Origin of the sequence: Prosthecobacter sp. (genome assembly GCF_034366625.1) — a bacterium.
In the GTDB taxonomy this organism is placed as follows: domain Bacteria; phylum Verrucomicrobiota; class Verrucomicrobiia; order Verrucomicrobiales; family Verrucomicrobiaceae; genus Prosthecobacter.
The window spans coordinates 150,580-171,698 of the sequence record NZ_JAXMIH010000014.1 but is presented as its reverse complement, the minus strand read 5'-3'; the positions used below and the strand labels follow the sequence as shown (position 1 = coordinate 171,698).

Annotated in this window: 16 protein-coding genes; 10 read left to right on the top strand and 6 right to left on the bottom strand. The window is 60.1% G+C overall.

The features are described from left to right. Positions 1 to 6 precede the first annotated feature (6 nt). On the top strand, positions 7 to 1,368 hold the full coding sequence (locus U1A53_RS16480; protein ID WP_322282625.1) for a response regulator: 1,362 nt from the start codon (positions 7 to 9) through the stop codon (positions 1,366 to 1,368). Position 1,369: 1 nt separating this feature from the next. Here U1A53_RS16480 and U1A53_RS16475 read toward each other — a convergent pair whose 3' ends face one another. Further along, positions 1,370 to 4,297 carry a PAS domain S-box protein gene (locus U1A53_RS16475; RefSeq protein WP_322282622.1) on the bottom strand — a complete coding sequence of 976 codons (2,928 nt, stop codon included), beginning with the start codon at positions 4,295 to 4,297 and terminating at the stop codon, positions 1,370 to 1,372. Positions 4,298 to 4,478: 181 nt separating this feature from the next. On the opposite strand from U1A53_RS16475, the gene U1A53_RS16470 reads away from it, so the two are divergent. From U1A53_RS16470 to U1A53_RS16460, 3 genes are read left to right on the top strand one after another with little or no spacing between them, the layout of a single operon-like run. After that, complete coding sequence (locus U1A53_RS16470; protein ID WP_322282619.1) at positions 4,479 to 5,627, top strand: Gfo/Idh/MocA family oxidoreductase; 1,149 nt, start codon at positions 4,479 to 4,481, stop codon at positions 5,625 to 5,627. Then, positions 5,624 to 6,832, top strand: coding sequence for an amidohydrolase family protein (locus U1A53_RS16465; protein ID WP_322282618.1), 1,209 nt, complete (start codon positions 5,624 to 5,626; stop codon positions 6,830 to 6,832). Before U1A53_RS16470 ends, U1A53_RS16465 begins: the two co-directional genes overlap by 4 nt. Position 6,833: 1 nt before the next feature. Further along, complete coding sequence (locus U1A53_RS16460; protein ID WP_322282617.1) at positions 6,834 to 7,424, top strand: DUF1287 domain-containing protein; 591 nt, start codon at positions 6,834 to 6,836, stop codon at positions 7,422 to 7,424. Between the two features lie 10 nt (positions 7,425 to 7,434). Here U1A53_RS16460 and recJ read toward each other — a convergent pair whose 3' ends face one another. Then, positions 7,435 to 9,150, bottom strand: coding sequence for a single-stranded-DNA-specific exonuclease RecJ (gene recJ, locus U1A53_RS16455; RefSeq protein WP_322282616.1), 1,716 nt, complete (start codon positions 9,148 to 9,150; stop codon positions 7,435 to 7,437). 78 nt (positions 9,151 to 9,228) lie between these two features. Here recJ and U1A53_RS16450 point away from each other — a divergent pair, with 78 nt between their 5' ends. Then, entirely contained in the window at positions 9,229 to 9,726 is a 498-nt protein-coding gene (locus tag U1A53_RS16450; RefSeq protein ID WP_322282614.1) for a DUF3592 domain-containing protein, read from the top strand. On the opposite strand, the gene U1A53_RS16445 is transcribed toward U1A53_RS16450, so the two are convergent. Continuing rightward, positions 9,709 to 11,142, bottom strand: coding sequence for an arylsulfatase (locus U1A53_RS16445; RefSeq protein ID WP_322282612.1), 1,434 nt, complete (start codon positions 11,140 to 11,142; stop codon positions 9,709 to 9,711). The genes U1A53_RS16450 and U1A53_RS16445 overlap by 18 nt on opposite strands. Before the next feature lie 516 nt (positions 11,143 to 11,658). Then, complete coding sequence (locus tag U1A53_RS16440) at positions 11,659 to 13,068, bottom strand: DUF1501 domain-containing protein (protein ID WP_322282610.1); 1,410 nt, start codon at positions 13,066 to 13,068, stop codon at positions 11,659 to 11,661. Between the two features lie 75 nt (positions 13,069 to 13,143). Between U1A53_RS16440 and U1A53_RS16435 the strand changes: the two genes are divergently transcribed. The 5 genes from U1A53_RS16435 to U1A53_RS16415 all read left to right on the top strand — a co-directional run bounded on the left by U1A53_RS16435 (position 13,144) and on the right by U1A53_RS16415 (position 17,106). Continuing rightward, positions 13,144 to 14,007 (top strand): hypothetical protein, encoded by an 864-nt coding sequence (locus U1A53_RS16435; RefSeq protein WP_322282607.1) that lies wholly within the window; start codon positions 13,144 to 13,146, stop codon positions 14,005 to 14,007. A 2-nt stretch (positions 14,008 to 14,009) separates the two neighbouring features. Continuing rightward, positions 14,010 to 14,837, top strand: a complete 828-nt coding sequence (locus U1A53_RS16430) for a carbon-nitrogen hydrolase family protein (RefSeq protein WP_322282606.1) — start codon at positions 14,010 to 14,012, stop codon at positions 14,835 to 14,837. Next, positions 14,800 to 15,363, top strand: coding sequence for an aminoglycoside 6'-N-acetyltransferase (aac(6'), locus tag U1A53_RS16425; RefSeq protein ID WP_322282604.1), 564 nt, complete (start codon positions 14,800 to 14,802; stop codon positions 15,361 to 15,363). Before U1A53_RS16430 ends, aac(6') begins: the two co-directional genes overlap by 38 nt. Before the next feature lie 100 nt (positions 15,364 to 15,463). After that, a complete protein-coding gene (locus tag U1A53_RS16420; protein WP_322282602.1) occupies positions 15,464 to 15,712 on the top strand; it encodes a hypothetical protein in 249 nt (82 codons plus the stop codon). Positions 15,713 to 15,771: 59 nt separating this feature from the next. Next, positions 15,772 to 17,106 carry a putative sensor domain DACNV-containing protein gene (locus tag U1A53_RS16415; RefSeq protein ID WP_322282599.1) on the top strand — a complete coding sequence of 445 codons (1,335 nt, stop codon included), beginning with the start codon at positions 15,772 to 15,774 and terminating at the stop codon, positions 17,104 to 17,106. A 45-nt stretch (positions 17,107 to 17,151) separates the two neighbouring features. Here U1A53_RS16415 and clpB read toward each other — a convergent pair whose 3' ends face one another. Together clpB and U1A53_RS16405 are read right to left on the bottom strand one after the other, a co-directional pair. Further along, positions 17,152 to 19,737, bottom strand: a complete 2,586-nt coding sequence (gene clpB / locus U1A53_RS16410) for an ATP-dependent chaperone ClpB (RefSeq protein WP_322282597.1) — start codon at positions 19,735 to 19,737, stop codon at positions 17,152 to 17,154. Between the two features lie 189 nt (positions 19,738 to 19,926). Further along, complete coding sequence (locus U1A53_RS16405) at positions 19,927 to 21,114, bottom strand: AI-2E family transporter (RefSeq protein WP_322282596.1); 1,188 nt, start codon at positions 21,112 to 21,114, stop codon at positions 19,927 to 19,929. Between the last annotated feature and the right edge of the window lie 5 nt (positions 21,115 to 21,119).

The window sequence follows — 21,119 nt, the reverse complement described above, 5'->3', positions numbered from 1 at the left end:
AGGACCATGCGCGTATTAGTACAGAGGCAAGACATGGCGATACCAACCCAACCGAAAAGAATCCTTCTGGCCGAGGATGTGCGCGCCATCTCACTGCGGATGTCCCATGCACTGGAGCAGCACGGTTACACGGTGCGCGTGGCGGAGGACGGGGAGGAGTGTCTGGAGCAAATCGAGGTGTTCAAGCCGGACCTGCTGGTGCTGGACCTGATCATGCCGAAGATGAACGGTCTGGAGGTGCTGCGACATCTGCGGGCGCAGCAGGCGACGCAGCAGCTACCGGTGATTGTCTGCACGGCGAAGGATTACTCCACTGAACTGAAGCACATCCAGCAGACCGGGCCGGTGGACGTGCTGATCAAGCCTTTCGACCCTGAACTGCTGCTGGAAAAGTTGCGGCAGCATTTCCATGAGCTGCCTTCCGCGAAGGGGGTGACGCATCGTGACCACATTCCGGCCGCAGCGGAGCAGTACGCGCCAATTTTGGACACGAAGCGTCCGCATGTGAAGCTATGGGGCACCCGTGGTTCGATTCCGGTCTGTGGTGCGCGTTACGCGCAGCATGGCGGGAACACGACATGCTTCGAATACAACACCGGCAAGGAGCGCATCATGTTTGATGCGGGTTCCGGCCTGCGGGATGCGGGGCAGTCGTTTCTGGCCGGTGGTCCGTGCCACATTCATCTGTTCATCACGCACACGCACTGGGATCACATCCAGGGCTTCCCGTTTTTCACGCCGATCTATGTGCCGGGTTTTGAGATCACGGTTTACGGCGAGCGTGGCTTCGGCAAGAACATCGAATCCCTGCTCTGCGGCCAGATGGACCGGGACTATTTCCCGATCCAGCGCGAGGACCTGCGTGCGAAGATCAATTTTGTGTTTCTGGACGATGAGCCAGTGAAGATCGGCGAGGTGACGGTGACGCGTGAGTTCACCCAGCATCCGGGGGCGACGGTAGGCTTCAAGGTGACGCATGACGGCTGGAGCGTGGCGCTCATTCCCGACAATGAATTCCTCCAGGGTTACACCGGCTCGCCGGCGTTGTTGACGCGTGACGCGAATCTGGTGGTGCCATATGAACCGATCCTGAAATTCCTCGACGGCGTGGATCTGTTGGTTCACGAGGCACAGTATTTGCCGGCCGATTATCCGAAACGCATCGGCTGGGGGCATTCCAACCTCGCCACCGCCTGTGCGCTGACCAAGCTGGTCGGTGCAAAGAAATGGATCGTGGTGCATCACGATCCCGATCACGACGACCTGGCGCTGCAATCGAAGCTGAACCTGACCCGCCAGATTTTGCGTGAAATCGGCCACCCGATTGATCTCGTTCACGCTTACGACGGCCTGGCCGAGTACCGCTGACTCAGATGCTGGGGGCGAAAGCACCCGCCAGGGCCTCGCCCAGCAAGTCGCATTCTTTTTTCAATTGGTCGAGCATGAGTCGCGCACCCTTCAGGTCTCCAGCGTGGGCGTATTCGCAGAGTTCGGAGGCGAGGCGGAAGGCTTTTGGGGCGGCGTAAACACCGATCATGCCCTTGAGCGAGTGCGCGGCTTCATACAACGGCTTGGTTTTGCCGCCGGCGAGGGCCTTTTCGGCTTTGCGCAGGTATTTTTGCGTGTCTTCGGGGAAGATGGCGATGAGCTTGCGGATGAGCTTTTCATCGCCTGTGGATTCGCGGAACAAGGCGAGGTCGAACGGAGCAGCCTCGACGGGCGGATGTGGTGCCGCTGGTTCTGACGTGCCGGCAGCCCTGGCAGGCCCCTGGGCCGCTGGGCGGAGAGCGAATTGCTCCACGATCTGAAACAGCTCAGCGGAGCGCAGTGGTTTGGCGATGTAGTCATCCATGCCAGCGGAGAGACAGCGTTCGCGGTCGCCTTTCATGGCGTTGGCCGTCATGGCGATGATGGGAACATGTCCGCCAGTGGTCTGCTCGATTTCCCGGATGGCGATGGTGGCTTCGTAGCCATTGATGCCAGGCATGTGCACGTCCATGAGAATGGCGTCAAAAGACTCGCTCTTGAAGAAGTCGATGGCCTCCTGGCCGTTGGAGGCCAGCGTGACGATGTGGCCGCGTTTTTCGAGCATGCGGGAACTGACGAGCTGGTTGACATGGCCGTCTTCAGCGACCAGCACCTTCATGGAGGCATGAGCGGTGACGACGGGTTCGGTCCGCGGCGACCTGGGTTTGATCGAGATGCCGCTGGTGCGCCCGAAGGCGGCGGTGAAGTGGAAGGTGCTGCCGACGTCAGGCCTGCTCTCCACCCAGATGCGGCCGTGCATGAGCGCGACCAGATCACGGCAGATGGCGAGACCGAGACCGGTGCCGCCGTAACGCCGCGTGGTGGAGCTTTCCGCCTGGGTGAATGCCTCGAAGATGCTCTCGTGCATGTTCCTGGCGATGCCGATGCCGGTGTCGTTGATTTTGAAGTGCAGCGTGATCAGGTCCGCCGTTTCGGACTCCACGCCCACTTCGATGGTGACGCCGCCCTTGTGGGTGAATTTGATCGCGTTGCCGATGAGGTTGATGAGAATCTGCCGCAGTCTGCCGTCGTCGCCGAGCAGGCGTGCAGGAATGTCCGGACTGATGTGATGCAGAAGCACGAGCCGCTTCTGGAAGGCGCGGATGTCCATGGCCTGGGCGATTTCGGTGACGATCTCGTTCAGGTCGAACTCATGGGAGTCCAGCTCCATCTTCCCGGCCTCGATCTTGGAGAAGTCGAGGATGTCGTTGAGCAGTTCGAGCAGCGAGTCGGCGGAATGCTTGAGCATTTCCAGGTACTCACGCTGCGTGTCGTCGAGCGTCGTGCCGAGCAACAGCTCGCCCATGCCGATGACGCCGTTCATCGGCGTGCGGATCTCATGGCTCATGTTCGCCAGGAAGACGCTCTTGGCGCTGTTCGCGGCCTCGGCGGCCTGCCGTGCCTTGTGCAGCTCCTCTTCGTCATGCTTGCGCTCGGTCACGTCGGTGTGTGAGCCGGCCATGCGATAGGGTTTGCCCTCGCCATCGCGCAACGCACGGCCACGGGCGAGGATCCACCGCCAGGAGCCGTCCTTGTGGCGGAAGCGGAACTCCACGGAATAGCGCTGGATGCGGCTGTTCAGATAATCATCCAGCTCGCTCATCACGCGGTCGTGGTCATCAGGATGCAGCAGTTTCTCGAAGGCGGAGAAATCATCCGGCAGCTCGTTCTCCTCGTAGCCGACCATGCTCTTCCATCGAGGAGAAAAGTACACTTCATTCGTGCGGATGTCCCAGTCCCAGATGCCGTCGTTCGTGCCGCGCACCGCCAGCGCAAAGCGCTCCTCACTTTGTTCCAGGGCGCGGATGGATGCCTTTTGCTCGGTGATGTCCGTGGCGATGCCTCCCACGGCGTGGACCCGGCCAGCGGCATCACGCAGCGGGAACTTCACGCTGAGATACGTGTGCGGCCCGTCGTCGTGCGGTGCCACCTCCTCCAGTTGCAGGGGCTCGCCGGCTGCGATCACCCTCGTGTCGTTCTCGCGGAACGCACTCGCCATGTCCGGCGGGAAAATGTCGTGGTCAAACTTGCCGACTGTTTCTTCCGGCGTGGTGTGGAACAGTTTCGCCCAGCGTTTGTTGACCAGAAGGTAGCGGCCCTTCAGATCCTTCATGAAAACAACCGCCGTGGTGTTGTCGAGAATGGCCTTCAGCCGCGCCTCGGTCTCCGCGCGGGCGCGCTCAATCTGCTTGCGCTCGGATATGTTGCTGCCGACTCCAAGGAAGCCGGTGATGTCGCCGCGTTCATCACGGAGCGCCGTGACAGACAGCAGGACGGGGTACCGCGTGCCGTCCTTGCGGATGTAGGTCCACTCGTTCTCATCCGCCTGGCCGAGGCGGGCTTTCGCCACAAACGCCTCGAAACCCGGCTCCACAGGCCTGCCCAGTTCCTCGCTCAGCTCTTTCGCGCGTCGCGCCACTTCCTTCGGATCATGGATGAGAGCGGGGGTCGTCTTGCCAATCACCTCCTCGGGCTTGTAGCCGAGTTCCCGCAGGGCGCCGGCGTTGAGTGTTTGAATGATCCCGTCAGGCCGGGTTGAAATGATGGTGAAGTTCGCGCTGTCCAGGATCGCTCGTTGCAGACGCGCTGTCTCGATCAACTGCCGTTCCAATGCGAAACGTTCCTCGCCTTCCGTCAGTCCTCGTCCTGCGTCTGGAGAGGCATTTGGCAGACACTCGCGGCAGGCCTGTAGCTGGCTCTCCAATTCCTGGATGCGCTGCTTCAACTCCGGCACGGAGTCGCCTGCGGCGTGCTCATGGGTTTCTGACATGGGTTGGGGCGTCCTCGGGCGGTTGGGAGCGGACGGCGGAGATGAATAGACACAATTTGGCGTAAACAAACTCAAAAGGTTGATTCAGAGCATCAAAGTGAGGGATTCATTGGCATGTGAATTGCCTCAAACACGATCTGAATGCTTGTTTGGAGAGCGTGGATGCGTTCATACTCCTGCCATGAACCGCCGCCGACTCCTTGCCTCGCTGCCCGCCGCCTTCGCCGCTTCCAGTTTCGCCGCCGGGACGGATCAAAAATTCCGCGTCGCCATCATCGGTCACACCGGACGCGGCAACTATGGTCATGGTCTCGACACCATGTGGAAGGCCATCCCCACCACCGAAATCGTCGCTGTGGCCGATGCGGATGCCAAAGGTCTCGCCGATGAGCTCAAAAAGCTCGGCACTGGCAAAGGCTTCGCTGATTACAAGGCTATGCTCGCCGAAGTGAAGCCCGACATCGTCGCCATCGGCCCCCGGCAGATCGACCAGCATCGCGACATGATGCTTGCCGCGATTCAAAATGGCGTGAAGGGCATCTACATCGAAAAACCCTTCGTCCGCAGCCCTGCCGAGGCCGATGAAGTCATCGCCGCCGCCGAAAAATCCGGCACGAAAATCGCCATCGCTCACCGCAACCGCTACCACCCTGTCTTGCCCATCGTGGCCAAATTGATCGCCGATGGAGTCATCGGCCGCGTGTTGGAAATGCGCGGACGCGGCAAGGAAGACCCGCGCGGCGGCAGCCTCGACATGTGGGTGCTCGGCTCGCACGTCATGGGCGTCGCCATCGCGCTCGCTGGCGCGCCGCGTGCCTGCACCGCGGGCGTTTACCAGGATGGAAAGCCCGTCACCAAGGCCGATGTGAAGGACGGCGACGAGGGAATCGGCCCGCTCGCGGGCGATGAAGTCCACGCGCGCTTCGAGATGGAAAACGGCATCCCGTTCTTCTTCGACAGCATCAAGGACGGCCGCCTGAAAAAGCCCGCCTATGACGATCCAGCTTCGTTTGGCCTCCAAATCTTCGGCAACGAGGGCGTGATCGACTTTCGCATGGATCAGGAGCCCTTCGCGTGGATTCAAACTGGCAAGGAAGCGCGCAGACCCGTGCTGGAGGACAAAGTCATCGCCAAAAAAGTCTCCAGCCACGAAATCCCCGGCCTCGACCTCATTGCCGCCATCCAGGAAAACCGCGCACCGCTCTGCGATGCCGCGCACGGCCGCCAGATCACCGAAATGATCGCCGCCGTCTTCGAATCGCATCGCCTCAGCAGTCAGCGCGTCACCTTCCCGCTGCAAACCCGCGTCAATCCGCTCACCATGCTATGAAAACACCGCCCGTTCCGCCGCTCCTCATTCAAAACGGCACGCTCATCCTGCCGGACAAATTGATTGAGGAAAGCTCGGTGCTGTGTGAACGCGGCAAAATCACCGCCATTGGCAAACACGTCACCACGCCGAAGAACACGGTCGTGGTCGATGCCAAGGGCGGTTACATCAGCCCTGGGTTCATCGACATTCACGTTCATGGCGGTGCTGGAGCCGATTTCATGGATGCCACGGTGCCTGCGGTGCGCACCGTCTTGAAAGCGCATGCGCTGCATGGCACGACGACGATCTTTCCCACCACCACGACCGGCTCGCCGCCACAGATCATGGGCATGTTGATGGCCTGCCGCGAGGCAAAACGCACCTGGGAGGTCGAGCATGGCTCACGCATCGCCGGAGTGCATGTGTATGGTCCTTACTTCGCCGCCGACAAGGTCGGCTGCCATTCCCGCACCGGCCGTCGTGCTCCTGATGCCATCGAATACGCGAGATGGTTCCGCGATGATCTTGTCCGCATCGCCACCTGCGCGGCCGAACTGCCCGGCGCGGAGGAATTTTACCAAACCGCGCGCAAACACCGCTGCCTCATCACCTGCGGCCACTCAAACGCGAACTGGACGGAGATGGAGCGCGCCTTCAAGGCCGGCATGCGCCATGTCGATCACTTCTGGTGCGCCATGAGCTCCGTCACTTCGCTGCGCACGCGTTTCGGCACGCCCATGCAGGCTTCCATGGAGCAGTTCGTGCTCGCCACCGCTGAGATGAGCACCGAGGTCATCGCCGATGGCATGCATCTCGCGCCTGAGCTGCTCGATTTCGCCTTCCGCATGAAAGGCGCGGAGCGCTTGTGCCTCGTCACCGACTGCAACCGTGCGCTCGACATGCCGCCGGGCCGCTACCGCTTCGGTTCCGACGATGACGGCTCCTTTTTCGAGAGCGACGGCCTGGTCGGCTTCGTGCCCGGTCAAGGGCTTGCCAGTTCCGTCGTCGGCATGGACCACATGATGCGTCACATGAAAAAAAGCACCTCTGCCACGCTGCCACAGGCCGTTCGCATGGCCAGCCTTACGCCCGCCGAACGCGCCGGCATCGCCAAAACCTGCGGCAGCCTCGAAAAAGGCAAGCAGGCCGACGTGCTCGTGCTCAACCGCCGTCTGGAAGTTCAACGCACCTTCATCTCCGGTGTCGAAGTTCCGCGTGACTGACATGCTCCGCCGCTGCTGCCTTCTTCTCGCCTTCATCGGCGTCGGTTATGCGCAAACGAGCGCGCCGTCCTTTGCGGAGCGCCTCGTGCAGGCCGCGATGGAGCGCACCAGGCACACGGTGCGCTACGATCCCGCCTATGTGCGGCTGGATTATCCTGGTGGCGATGTTCCCGCTGACACTGGCGTCTGCACCGATGAAATCATCCGCAGCTACCGCAAGCTGGGCATCGACCTGCAAAAACTCGTCCATGAGGACATGAAGCGCGCCTTTGCCGCCTATCCGAAGCGCTGGGGCCTCAGCTCCACCGACAAGAATATCGACCACCGCCGTGTACCAAATTTGCAGACCTTTTTCAAGCGGCGCGGTGCTTCATTGCCGGTCACACAAAACGCCGCCGACTATCGCCCGGGCGATCTCATCACCTGCACCGTTCCCGTCAATCTTCCGCACATTGCGATTGTCGTTCCCGCGCCCGATGGCGGTGCCACGCCCTGGATTGTTCACAACATCGGTCAGGGGCCGAAATGCGAGAACCGACTCTTCGAGTTCCCTCTCACCGGCCACTACCGGTTTCATCCGCGCACGGACTAGGTGCGGGAGATCACTCCGCTGTGCGCACCGCTTCCAATGTGAGCTGCCATTGCTCCGTGCCACGGAACCAGCCGCGCTGGATGCGCATCGCCACATCCCACGGGGCAGGGGGCAGCTTTCCAATGGGCGCGTTGAACCAGCGTGCCTCCATCGACGCGCCGTCCTGCGTGAGCATGATGCGCAGATGTTTTTCCTTCATCGTGCGCCCTGGCAGGCGCGGGTTCACACTGCGGCAGAGGAACAAAGGCTCGGTGTTCTTTTGCCCAAAGGGCTCCAGCAGCTTGTAGCTCTCGAAGAAGTTCAACGACAGATCGCGCAGCCGCACCTCGGCATCGAGTTCGAGCACGGCGGTCATCTCTTCTTTGCTCAAGGCCTCGCGTGCCGCGTTTTGGAAGGCGGTGCGGAAAGCATCCAGGTTTTCTTCTTTGACGGAAATGCCCGCCGCCATCGCATGCCCGCCGCCACCGAGCAGATGCTTGCTGCACGTCTCAATGGCCGCGACGAGTGAAAACCCGGGAATGCTGCGTCCGCTGCCTTTGCCGATGCCGTTTTCGTCAATCGACACCAGAATCGTCGGGCGATGGCACAGCCGCGAGATGCGCGAGGCCACGATGCCGATCACGCCCGGATGCCAATTGCGTGATCCGAGCACGATGGCGGAGACTTTTTCAATGTCGCCGATGCCGGCGAGCATCGCCTCGGCCTCCACATGCACCTGCTGTTCGACGTTCTGCCGGTCCTTGTTGTGCGCTTCGAGCAGCGTCGCGAGTTCCGCGCCTTCCTCAGGATCGGTTGAAAGCAGAAGCTGCAATGCCGTCGCCGCAGTGTCCAGGCGGCCGGCGGCGTTCAAACGCGGTCCCAGGCGGTAGCCGACATGATGCGTCTGCACCAGGCCCTCGACTCCGGCGATTTGTTTCAGGGCCTTCAATCCATGACGCGCTGTCTGTGCCAGTGCTTCGAGTCCGCGCCGCACCAGCAGCCGGTTTTCATCAATGAGCGGCACCAGATCGGCGACGGTGCCGAGCGCCACCAGATCGAGCGTCTCCTTCAAATCATAGCTCTCGATCATCCGCGCTTTCAGCAGCGCATGCGAGACTTTGAACATGAGGCCCGCCGTGCAGAAGTAATGATGATGGTCACTGAGCTTCGGATTCACCAGCGCCAGACAGTCTGGCCGGCCATGCGGCGACAGCTCGTGGTGGTCGATGATCACGCAGTCCACGCCATCCGCTTTCAGTTTCGCCACTTCAGCCAGCGAGGTCGTGCCGCAGTCGAGCGCGATGAGCAGATTCGGTTTTCCAAACTGCTCGTAGCACTTGGCGATGCCGTCACGGCTCAATCCGTAGCCTTCCTCCATGCGGGTGGGCAGGAACAGATGCGTGTCGAGGCCGTAGGCCTTCAAGATGAGGTGCATCAGCGCCATCGAGGTCACGCCATCGACATCGTAGTCGCCGTAGAGCACGACGCTCTCCTTGTGGTCCACCGCGCTCAGGATGCGCTCCACCGCGAGGTTCATCTCCGGCAGCACCGTGGGATCGCCGAGCGTGGCGAGTTTCGGCACCAGGAAATCACGCGCCTGCTCCACCGTGGTGATGCCGCGCTGCACCAGAAGCTGCGCCATGAGCGGAGACACGCTCATGTCCGCCGCCAGCTCGGCCGCGCCCTCCACGGCGGGCTTCAGCAGCCAGCGTGGTGGACGTATCGAGATGGAAGAGGGTTCGGACATGAGGAGGTTTGCGCGAGCGCGGCATCTCTTGTATGGAACACATGTGAAGCGTAGTCAAAGCCTGCTTCCCCCTCGTCCATGTCGCAGAATCAAGTTGCATCTCAATCAGGCCGCTGGTGGCTTTGTTCGCTGGGTGTTCTGCTCATGCTTGTCGGATCGTTCTTTGCCTGGCGCATGTGGCTCTCGTATGAAAAAGCGCAGATCACGCGAAGCTGGACGCAGGTGCCATGCCGCATCATCTCATCACGCGTCGTCAGCGAACGGCCAACACCGAACTCATCGCCCGCTCATCGCGTTGAAGTGCGCTACGAGTATGAGATCAACGGCGTGAAGCATGCAGGCACGCGCATCCGCCGGGTGGAGGCCGCACCGACCCAGCATCTCGACAAAGCACTCGAAAAGCAGCTCAACTATCCGCCGGGATCATCGCAAACCTGCTTGGTGAATCCCGCTGTTCCCGATGAAGCCGTGCTGGAGCATGCTTCACGCGCGGCGTTGTATTCGATCTGGTTCCCGCTGCTCTTTGTTGTCGGCGGCGGCGGCATGCTGTGCGGAGCCTTACGGCGTGCGCCATGATTGCTGCATGAGCTTTTCCAGCTCCGCCACGATCTCCGGCTTCTCCGCCGCCAGATTCTTCTCCTCGCCAATGTCCGTTTCGAGATTGTGGAGCAGCTTTTCGAGCGCTTTGCCCTTTGCCTTGCCTTTCGGCGCTTTCTGAGCCGTGCCCGTGTTGAGGTGAATCAGCTTCCACGGCCATTTCAGCACCGCGCGTTTCCCGCCTTGCTCGTTGAAGTCCCAAAACAGATGCGTGTGCTGCTTCTGACCGTCGTTGCCCAGCAGCGTCGGCACAAACGAGATACCGTCCGTTTCTGCCGTCAGCTTCGCACCGCTCAATTCGGCCACGGTGGGCAGCAGATCCTGAAATCCGCTCACATGCTCGCTCACCTCACCTGATTTCACCTTTCCAGGCCACCATGCAATGAGCGGCACACGAATGCCGCCGTCAGTCATGTCGCGCTTCGTGCCTTTGAAGTCACCGTTGCTGTTGAAGAAATCGCTGTCATGCCCGCCCTCGTGATGAGGCCCGTTGTCGCTGGAGAACATCACCAGTGTGTTCTTGTCGATACCGAGTTCCTTCAACCGCGTCGTGATGCGGCCCACCTCGTTGTCCAGAAAGCGGATCAACGCCGCAAAACCTTTCTCTGCGTCCGGCCAGTCCTTGTCTTTGAACTCGCCGTAGTCCGGGCACTCCATGCCATGGCCAAGCGGCGAGTTCTTGCCCGCCTCGTTGTTCGTGTGCGGCACGTTCATAGCGTAGTAGAGAAAGAAGGGGGCCTTTGCCTTCGCACGCTCGCCAAGATAGCGCTGCACATCGTCCGCCAGCAGTTGCGGCACCCAGGCCTTGCGTCCGTCCAGCGGCGCCACGCCCGTGCCCACGAGATCACTGTCCTTGTAGTCCTGCGCGTTCTTGAACGAGCCTTCGATTACCATGTTCGGCAGTTCCACGACCGCTCCGTTTCGAATCAGCGCCTTCGTGTAGAAATTGTGCGCGTGGCTCGTGCCCACATAACCAAAGAACTCATCGAACCCCTTCCGCTGCGGATCATCCAGTGGCAGCGGCTTGCCGAGACCGAATTTGCCGATGCACGCCGTGTGATAGCCCGCCGTCTTCAGCAGCGATGGCACCGTCACATCGCCATCCGGGATGATCCACGGATCATTCCCACGCACCCGGCAGTGCCCCGTGTGCAGACCCGTCATCAGCACACAGCGCGACGGTGCGCACACCGTGCTGCCCGAGTAATGCCGCGTGAACTTCATCCCCTCCGCCGCCATGCGGTCGAGATTCGGCGTCGTGAGCATCTTCTGCCCGTAGCAGCCCAGATCGCCGTAGCCCAGATCATCGACGAGAATGTAAATGATGTTCGGCTTGTCCGCCGCGCAAGCCAAAGTGCCGATAAAAACCAGGGTGAGAATGAAAAGTGACTTCATGGTCGAACGAAACGCAGCAACTCGCGTCTTGCTTCATGAAAACAAAACCAGTTTATTGAGTCATGTCGAAAAGTTCCACGAAGCTTGTGAAATTTGGAGCGACTCTTCGCCAATAAACATCGTCCCACCAAATTACCGACGGTGCATCTCCGTCACGATAGTCGAAACAGAATGGCGCTCCGTCGCTCGAGATGCCGAACGTAAGAATCAAATCAAAATAATTGATGTATGGAATGAATCCAGGTTCCACAAAAAGGTCATCAACTGCTGTTGAGACAGTCGGAGGAAAATATTGAGGCAAGAGTGCAGATTCTGCCTCGATTTCTGTGGCCGTATGGTAGATCTCGCCGATTTCCGTCTCGATCGGGTTACCGTATCCATCGAAATTGGATAATAGTTTCCACGAACCCATTCTACGACGCAATGTCTCGCGCTTGATGCAATCTACAAAGTGTTCCGGCAGTATGAGGGATCGGATTATCATCACAGCTAGGGGTGATCAAATTTGGCTGATTGTCAGGCCAGCAGCGCCTTCACCACCTCGCCGCTCACATCCGTCAGCCGATAATCCCGCCCTGTGAAGCGATAGGTGAGCTGTTCGTGATCGAGGCCGAGCTGATGCAGCATCGTTGCGTGCAGATCGGGCACGGAGACTTTGTTCTCGATGGCGCTGTAACCGAATTCATCCGTCGCGCCGTAAATCTGGCCGCCTTTGATGCCGCCGCCGGCCATCCACATGGTGAAGCCTTTGGGATGATGATCTCGGCCCTTGCCGTTCTCGGCGACAGGCGAGCGGCCAAACTCGCCGCCCCACACAACGAGCGTGCTGTCGAGCATGCCGCTGATCTTCAAATCATCGAGCAGCGCGGCGATGGGACCATCCGTCTCCGCGCAGTGGAGGTCGTGGTTCTTTTTGAGGTCGTCGTGAGCGTCCCAGGCCTTCGGGCCTTCATTGCCACCGCTGTACACCTGCACGAAGCGCACGCCGCGCTCAACGAGGCGACGTGCGAGCAGGCAATTTTTGCCAAAGTGCGCGGTGACCTTGTTGTCGAGGCCGTACATCTTCCGCACACACTCCGGCTCGCGGCTGAAGTCGGTGCATTCGCTGGCGCTCATCTGCATACGGTAGGCCAGCTCGTAGGTGTTGATGCGGGCGGCGAGCTGCGTCTCCGCCGGGTTCGCGGCGGCGAATTCGGTGTTCCATTGCTTCAGCAGGTCAAGCCGCGCGCGCTGCTGGCTTTGCGACACGCTTTTCGGCGGCGTCAGATACGCAATCGGCTCGCCGCTGCTGCGGAACGGCACGCCCTGATATGAGGCGGGCATGAAACCGTTCGACCAGTTGAGCGCACCGTTCACCGGTGCGCCCTGATGATCCAGTAGCACGACGAAGGCCGGCAGATTCTCACTCTCGGAGCCGAGACCATACGTCACCCACGAGCCCATGCACGGCCTGCCGGGCAGGATGAAGCCCGTGTTCATCTGGAAGATCGCGGGGCCGTGATTGTTGCTCTCCGCGTGCATGCTGCGGATCACGCAGAGGTCATCCGCATGCCGGGCGAGATTCGGAAACGTCTCCGCCATGTCGATGCCAGCCTGTCCGTGCTTCGCAAAGCGGTAGTAGCTCTGCATCGCCACGTTTTTCGTCTTCCGGCCCATGAACGCATCCTCCGGCTTCCACACCGGGATGGCCTTGCCGTGCCATTTCTCCAACTCCGGCTTCGGATCGAGCAAATCCACATGCGACGGGCCGCCATACATGAAGAGGAAGATCACCGACTTTGCCTTCGGCGCGAAATGCGGCGCGCGTGGCGCCAGCGGGTTCGTCGATGACAGCACGCCATCAGCGTCGAGCAGCGATTGCAGCGCCAGCGAGCCGAAACCGGCTCCGCTGTGCTGGAGAATCTGTCGGCGGGTGAGGGGATGCATGGGAAAGACGATGCTTGTTCAGGTTTATCTGCGCAAGAAGCCAAAGCAACGCCACGAAGGGCGTATTCACACAACATGAAACCAAAATCCACCCGTCGGGCCATCCTCGCTCTCCTTTGCCTCTCCACCATGCTTCGGGCGGAAGCGCCACCCGCCGGACTCCGCATCCTCACTGCCGGCCACAGCTTCCATGTGTGGCTGCCCGGACTGCTCATTGAGGCGACGAAGAACGCTGGCATCACCGGCCACACTCAAGTCGGCCTCTCCTCCATCGGCGGCTCGCGCACGATCCAGCATTGGGACGCGCAAGGCGACAAGCAGAAGATCAAACCGGTGCTCATGGAAGGAAAGGCGGACGTGCTCACGCTTTCGCCCATCTTCCTGCCTGACGCGGGCATCGAAAACTTCGTGAAGCTCGGCCTGGAGCACAATCCGAAGATGCGCATCACCGTGCAGGAGTTCTGGATGACCTACGATGATCAGGCGCTCTGGGGCCCGGGGAAGCAGCGTGGACCGGTTGACCGCGACAGCAAGACGATGGCCGACCTCCACGTGGCGCATGATGACTACTTCAAGAGCATGGACGACCACGTGCGCGAGCTGAATGCAAAGTACGCCAAGGACAAGCCCGCCGTCTTCGTCGTCCCCATCGGCCAGGCCGTGATGGAACTGCGCCGCCTCATCATCGAAGGCAAGGCACCCGGCATCGCGAAGCAGAGCGATCTCTTCACCGACGCCATCGGCCATCCGCGCGATCACGTCAAAGCCATCGCCACCTACTGCCACTTCGCCGTCATTTATGGTCGCAGCCCCGTCGGACTGCCCATGCCTGCTGCCATCGCCAAACTGCCTGAGGCGGAAAAACTCAACGCGCTTCTCCAAAAACTCTCCTGGGACGCCGTCACACAGCATCCCCTCAGCGGTGTGAAGGCCAGATGAGCATGCCCTTCAAGCTCGCGCTCGCGCAGATGCCCGTCATCGGCGGCCGGGTGGAGGAGAATCTGCGCTGCGCGTCGCAATCCATCGCGCAAGCCGCTGCCGCAGGTGCTGCCATCGTTCTGCTGCCCGAGGCGCTGGATTGCGGCTGGTGTCATTCATCAGCGCTCGCTGCTGCCGGTTCCATTCCCGATGGCAATGCCTGCCTGCGCCTCCGCGAAGCTGCAAAGAGCCATCACATCCATGTATGCGCAGGATTGATCGAGCGCGCGGACGATCAGCTCTTCAACAGCGCCGTGCTCATCTCCCCGGAAGGCGAGGTGTTGCTGCATCATCGCAAACTCAACGAACTCGCCATGGCGCATCACTTGTATGCCTGTGGTGATTGCCTCGCTGTCGCGCACACACCGCTCGGCACTCTCGGCCTCATGATTTGCGCCGATGGTTTTGCGCCCGGGCAGTCCATCAGCCGCGCGCTTGGCATGATGGGCGCGCAGATCATTCTGTCTCCGTGTGCCTGGGCCGTGCCGCCGGATCACGACAATGTTAAAGAACCCTACGGCCAGCTCTGGCTCGACCACTACGGCGTGGTGGCGAAGGAGTTCGGCCTGTGGATCGCCGGAGCGAGCAATGTCGGTCTGGTCAGTGAAGGTGAATGGTCCGGCCACAAGTGCATCGGCTGCTCGCTGGTGATGGCTCCCGATGGCAAACCGGCGTTGAGCGGCCCCTATGGCGTTGATGCCGACGGTTTGCTGCTTGTGGACATCGAACTGAGCGCGCAACCATTGCGTGGAGATGGAAGCTGCACAGCACAGGTTCGCGAACTTGCCTGATGAGGTTGCCATGAAAGTCTCTGCGCTGCTGGCAAGCCTTGAAATGTGTTCGCCGGCTTCAACGTTGCCCAAGGAGCCAATCATCATGCTGGTGCGCCCTGTAACCATATCCGACAGCGAACAGTGGATCGAGCTGCGTTGCCTCTTGTGGCCTGAGGCCTCCAGCTCGGCTGACGTGACGCGTTACTTCCAGAAGGGGATGCCCGTGCCCGGCATCACTCTCGTGGCCGAATCACCCGGAGGAATGCTCGGTGGTTTTGCCGAACTGTCCGTCCGGCGTGAATACGTCGAGGGTGCCACCACCACTCCAGTGGCCTATCTTGAGGGATTGTTCGTGCTGCCGTCACTCCGCAAGAAGGGTGTTGCGCGCCAGTTGATCGAGGCAGCGGAGGTTTGGGCGATGGAGCAGGGCTGTGCGGAACTGGCCAGCGACACCGAACTGTCCAATGAAGCGAGCATCTCGCTTCATCAGGCTTGCGGCTTCACGGAGGTGGAGCGTGCGGTGGCCTTCATCAAGAGGTTGTGAATCGCGAAGAGATGAAAGCCCGCTGCTCCCGAAAAATCAGCGGGACTCAGGGCCGATCATGCCCCATCCTTGATCCACGTAAGAAACACCAGGCACCCCCATGATGAAGATCTCCCCATGCCTCACTGCCGGACTGCTCCTGTTAAGCCGCATGGCCCACGCCCAGGTGGTGCCGCCTTCACGCCCCTCTGGGGGATCAGGACCGGCTTATCCGTATCCTCCGCCCGGTGGGTCGGGAGGCGGGTCTTTCGGCGAGACCGTCATCGCGTTCATCGTGATGGGCGTGGTGTTCTACGGCGGGATCTACGTGATCATCCGCATTTGGGATTTTCTGAAACGCTGGAGGTAGGCAGGGCGACCCGACAAGGCGAGGCAGGTAATGTGTGTGATTGAAGTAGAGATTAGATTATGACGACTGAAATACAGCCACAGCGGGCATTCGCCGCCGATCTAGCTGCAATGGTTAGCGAAGGGTGGGGCTACCTAATAGGTGGGGACTATTTTCCACCCCCACTACCATCGCCCATTCAGCTAAAAGAACTCTTGGAAGTGGCTTATTTGGCCGGAATGGAAACTGACGAGGCACGACCATTGCGATTTATGCTCTGCTGTTCTTGCGGCTCCAATGACATACCCCATCGGGAGGGAGCAGAGCCAATCAAGCCCTTGGAATTTGCTTCAGAGCGACCATTCAATACCCAAGAGATCCGACGACTTGCGGCGGTCACTGATATCGATTCGTCAGCTATTTGGGTTCGATCTTCTAGCGAAGAATCCGGAAAGCTGATGATTCGTGGACTGGTGAATCTTGGAAGATCTTGGTCTGTTGCCAGGAATGCATTCTCTTATCATTACGAATCGCTGCCTCATGCTTTAATGGTGCGCGTTACTGCGCCAGGGCGAATGGCCGTTTATCAGAGCGGTTACCGCATGGCCTCATTGTCGAGTGGAAGACTTGAAGTGGCGAGCACGAGAATTGCCTCGTTGGATTTGCTTGGCGCATATCCTTTGTTTAAGGAGGGTCACGCCGCGCTCCGAGAGTTAATAACCACGCCGACTCATGAGCATGCGAGTGAGTGGCATGAGTTCGAGTGGCTTGCATATGTGAACTGCATTCTGGCCGTCCTTAACGGGATGCAACTTGCCGGTCACGGTGGGGCTCTGATTTTGAAGAAACATTCTTGTGACCTTGTTGGATCAGGTTGTGTGAGGATCAAGTATGGGCTGGCGGCAGGGGCAGATAGTTTAAAGGACCATTTCGTCAACTTTATGAATGCGCGGCATCGCCACGGGGACATGGTTTGGTTATCTGAGTGGAAGAAAAATGCGGCACCTAGCGAACAGGAAATGGCCTTGGCTTCATTTCCCCTTCAAGGCCTTCAGCAGAAGGTCGCTCAAGCATGCACATTTATTGGAGGCTTCGCGGGAACTGATGGGGCTATCGTTCTGAGAACCGATTTGAGTGTCGAAGGTTTCGGTGCCGAAATCGTTCTCGACAAAGTAAAGCCAGCCAAGGCTTTCGAGGTAGACAATCCCATGCAGTGCGAAGGATTATGCGAGCTTGATACTGAACAAATGGGCATGCGACATCGTTCTGCTATACGCCTCTGCGGGGCGGAACCGAATCTTGCAACCTTCGTTGTCTCACAAGATGGTGGCGTCAGTTTGGTGTGGAGCAAAAATGGCGATGTTTATTTTAAGTCGGGAATTACCACGACAAATATGAACATGATACTCGCTTGAGGTATCGGCTTCGACGACCTGCTCCAGACTAAATTCCTCGCTCCGTTACCTCTTCTCAAACACCGGCTTCCCGCCTTTCATCACCGCCGTGATGTGATCGCCGTCTTTGAAGCCGCCTTCGAGGACCGCCAAGCTGAGCGGATCGAGGAGGTGTTTCTGGATGGCGCGTTTGAGGGGGCGGGCGCCGAAGACGGGATCGAAGCCGGCGTCGGCGAGGTAGCGGGTGGTGTCGTCGGTGACGGTGAGGTGGATGTTCTGCTTGGCGAGGCGGTCGATGACGCGCTGGAGCTGAATTTTGACGATCTGGTCGAGCTGCGCGGCGTCGAGACGGTCGAAGATGACGATCTCGTCGATGCGGTTGAGGAACTCGGGGCGGAAGAACTGCTTCAGGCTGTCGCGCACCAAAGCGTCGCGCTGCTCGGCGTTGGACACGTCCTGGATGACGTTGCTGCCGATGTTGCTGGTCATGATGAGGACCGTGTTCTTGAAATCGACCGTGCGGCCCTGGCCGTCGGTGATGCGGCCATCATCGAGCACCTGGAGCAGGACGTTGAAGACGTCGGGGTGCGCTTTTTCGACTTCGTCGAACAAGACGACGCTGTAAGGCCGCCGACGCACGGTTTCGCTGAGCTGGCCGCCTTCTTCATAACCGACGTAGCCGGGAGGCGCTCCGATGAGGCGGCTGACGCTGTGCTTCTCCATGTATTCGCTCATGTCGATGCGCGTCATGGCGCTGTCGTCGTCGAAAAGGAACTCGGCGAGGGCTTTGCAAAGCTCCGTCTTGCCGACGCCGGTGGGGCCGAGGAAGAGGAAGCTGCCAATCGGGCGGTTCTCATCCTGAATGCCCGCACGCGCACGGCGCACGGCATTGCTGACGGCGGTGATAGCGTCCTTCTGGCCGATGACGCGTTTGCCGAGGCGCTCCTCCATCTTCACGAGCTTCGAGCGCTCGCCTTCTTGCAGGCGTGAAACGGGAATGCCTGTCCAGTTCGCCACGACGCGGGCGATGTCTTCTTCGGTGACTTCTTCGCGCAGCAAGGTGTGTGCGGCGCGTGGTTCTTTGTTTTCTGAGGACGAGGCCGCGAGTTTCTTTTCGAGATCAGGGATGAGACCGTATTGAATCTCACCGGCACGACCGAAGTCGCCACGGCGCTGCGCCTGCTCCTGCTCAGTGCGGAGGCGTTCGAGTTCCTCCTTCATCTTGCGACCGGCTTGGACGGATTCCTTTTCCTTCATCCACTGCGCTTTCAATGCGGAGGAGCTTTCTTTGAGGTCAGCGATCTCTTTGTCGAGCTTTTCAATGCGGGCTTTGGAAGCCGCGTCCTTTTCTTTCTTCAAAGCCTGACGCTCCATCTCGCCCATCATGACTTGGCGCTCAATGACGTCGATCTCCGTGGGCATGGAGTCGAGCTCGATCTTGATGCGGCTGGCGGCTTCATCGACGAGGTCGATGGCTTTGTCCGGCAGGAAGCGGTCGGTGATGTAGCGATTGCTCAGCGTGGCGGCGGCAATGATGGCGTTGTCTTGAATGCGCACGCCGTGATGGACTTCGTAGCGTTCTTTGAGGCCACGCAGGATGGCGATGGTATCCTCCACACTCGGCTCGCCGACTTTCACCGGTTGGAAGCGACGCTCCAACGCGGGATCTTTTTCGATGTGCTTGCGATACTCATCCAGCGTGGTCGCGCCGATGCAGCGCAGCTCACCGCGTGCGAGCTGCGGCTTCAAAAGATTGCCCGCATCCATCGCGCCCTCGCCTTTGCCCGCGCCGACGATGGTGTGCAGTTCGTCGATGAAGAGAATGATCTCGCCCTCGCTGCTGGTGACCTCTTTGAGGAAGGCCTTGAGGCGCTCCTCAAACTCGCCACGAAACTTCGCCCCAGCCATCATGCCGCCGAGGTCCATGCTGATGAGCTTTTTGCCTTTGAGCGAATCCGGCACGTCTCCGGCGACGATGCGTCGCGCGAGTCCTTCTGCGATGGCGGTCTTGCCTACGCCGGGCTCGCCGATGAGCACGGGGTTGTTTTTCGTGCGGCGGCTGAGCACCTGCATGACGCGGCGGATCTCCTCATCACGACCGATGACGGGGTCGATCTTGCCCTGCTTCGCGCGGGCGGTGAGATCGGTGCCGTATTTCTCCAGCGTCTGGTATTTGCCCTCAGGATCCTGATCCACCACACGCTGCGAGCCACGCACGGCGGTGAGGCCTTTGGAAACGGTGTCGTAGCTCAGCCCAGCCTGTTTCAGCACATCGGACAGCTCTGTCTTCGTTTTGAAGAGTGCCAGGATGATGTGCTCGACGCTGAGATACTCGTCCTTGAGCTTCTTCTGCTCGTCCTCGGCCTTCGTCATGAGTTCACGCAGCTCATTGGACAGATGCAGTCCGCTGGTGCCGCCGCTGACCTTTGGCTGCTTGGCGAGCAATGCCTCAATGCCAGACTTCAGGCCTTGGGCTGCGGCTGGATTAACAGCGGCCTTCTCAAACAACGGCACCGCTATGCCGCCTTCCTGCTCAAGCAAGGCGAGGAGAAGATGCGAGGGCTTCAGCTCCTGATGCCCGTGCCGCGTGGCGATGGACTGGGAGGCGTTGAAGGCTTCCTGGAGTTTGACGGTGAATTTTTCGGGGGACATGGTGGTTGGGGAAAGAAATGACGAATGATGAAATCAGAATGACGAATGTCTCTGCTCAAACCATGCCACAGGTCTGCCCTGCGCCGCTACGCTTGATTTGCGTAGGCTGGGGCGTGTTTTGAAGGTCTGGCAGGTCACGCTGCGAAGTGGCGTGATGGCACAAATGTGCTGCCGCTCTGAGCAGTTGCGTCACTCCCGCCCCGGAATTTCCGTGCTGGCCCCGCTGCCGATGGTTTCGCCCTCGTTGAGGTGCAGGTCATAGCCTGCCACCGCCACTTCGCCGCGGCGCACTTTCTTTTTCGCCATGGCGACGGAGATCCATTTGAACTCAGCGCTGTTGTCGAGCAGCACCTTGAGCACCATCGTGAGCGGCACAGCCAGAAACATGCCCAGCGGCCCCCACAGCCAGCCCCAGAAGATGACGGAGAGAATGACCACCAGCGGCGAGATGCCGAAGCGGTTTCCGAGCATCGTGGGCTGCACGAAGGTATCGAGGCAGAAATTGATGCCGCCGTAACCGATGGCGACGAAGATCGCCGTTCCCGGGCCGTGCTGCACGAGGGCTTCGATCACCGCAGGAATGCAGGCGGCGGCTGACCCCACGGCAGGGATGAAATTGAACAGGAAGGCCAGCAGCGCCCATAGCAGCGGGTAATGCAGATCGAAGAACCAGCACCAGAAACCGGCCAGCAGTCCGGTCAGCGCGCTGATGAGTGTTTTCACGCCGAGATACTTCTGGATGTCGCTCGCGCTGCGCATCAGGCCGCTGAAGTCCGGCCCGCCGGAGAGATTCACGGCCTGAAGGCGGCTCCGCGTGCCGCGTGCCTCCAGCAGGATGAAGAGCATCAAAATCAGCACCATCACCAAGCTGCCGAACAACGTTGCCAGCGTGCCGAAGGTGCTGCCCACCAGTCCGCCGAGGTTGCTCATCACGTCCTGCTGGGTGGCGTAGCCGACCAGGGTGTTCCAGTCGAACACACCGCCCAGTGTTTCCTTGGCGCCCTCGACACCTTTCGTTTCCAGCCAGGCACCGACATCGTTCGAGTACTTTTCCAGCCCGCGCAAGTAACGCGGCAGGTCCGCCCAGAAACTGACCAGCAAGCGCACGCCCACAGTGATCAACCCGGCCAGCACGCCCAGATTCATGAGCATCGTGATGCCCAGCGCCAGACCGGCGGGCACGCGGTGCCGCCGCATCCAGCTCACCAGCGGATAACTGAGCACCGCGAGGAAAAACGCATACACCACCGGCACCAGCACCCCGGCGGCGACCTTCATGCCCGTGAGCACGATGAACAGGCACGCCAGCGTCACGACCGCCTGGGAGCCTTTGCGCCCCCAGTCCACCGTCCGATCATGCTCCTGAAACATCGACATGGTCT